At 47.1% G+C, this 614-nt stretch carries 1 protein-coding gene; it reads left to right on the top strand.

Annotated elements, in window-relative coordinates:
* On the top strand, nt 1-590 hold a 590-nt coding region (locus JK635_RS23560), incomplete at its 5' end, for a site-specific integrase (RefSeq protein WP_202656394.1).
* Between the last annotated feature and the right edge of the window lie 24 nt (nt 591-614).

The following is a 614-nucleotide window of genomic DNA, read 5'->3' on the forward strand; positions in this document are numbered from 1 at the left end:
ATCTGATTGTTTCCATCTTTATTCAGAGCGGTATCAGGCGCGGAGCGCTTGCAAAACTCAAAATTTCTGACCTAATGTTGCATGGAACATCAGATCAGATCAGGATTTATCGATCTGGCGTTGATCCCACCGATACTCGATTAGACAAGCCAAATCAGAAATCGAAAGCGCACTTGGCCACTTTACCTCGTGCCTTGATGGAACAAATTAAGCATTACATCGAACACATACGTTCACAAATCCCTGGCTCGCAAGCTCATGATTTCATTTTTGTAAGTGAAAAGAGCTCGCGGGGAACCCTAGGTCAACCCTTATCACTTAAGTCCATAAATTCGATCTTCACAGCGCTCTCCAAAAACCTTGGCTTCCATATCTATCCACACCTCCTCAGGCATAAGTGGAATGAAGTGTTTGATGCGAAGGGCACCGAAATGGGAATGGATCCTTACATCCTGGAGGAGGCACGTCGTTACGCAATGGGTTGGGTGGCTGGGTCATCTATGAATGACATCTATAACGACAAACGCCTGGCTGCGAAGTCGCGAGAAATTTCATTGGCGCATCAGCGCCGAGTGGATCGGCAGAAGTGAAGCATATTATGAAGGCCCGGAGGC

The organism is Neobacillus paridis (assembly GCF_016765675.1).
GTDB classification, from domain to species: domain Bacteria; phylum Bacillota; class Bacilli; order Bacillales; family Cytobacillaceae; genus Neobacillus; species Neobacillus paridis.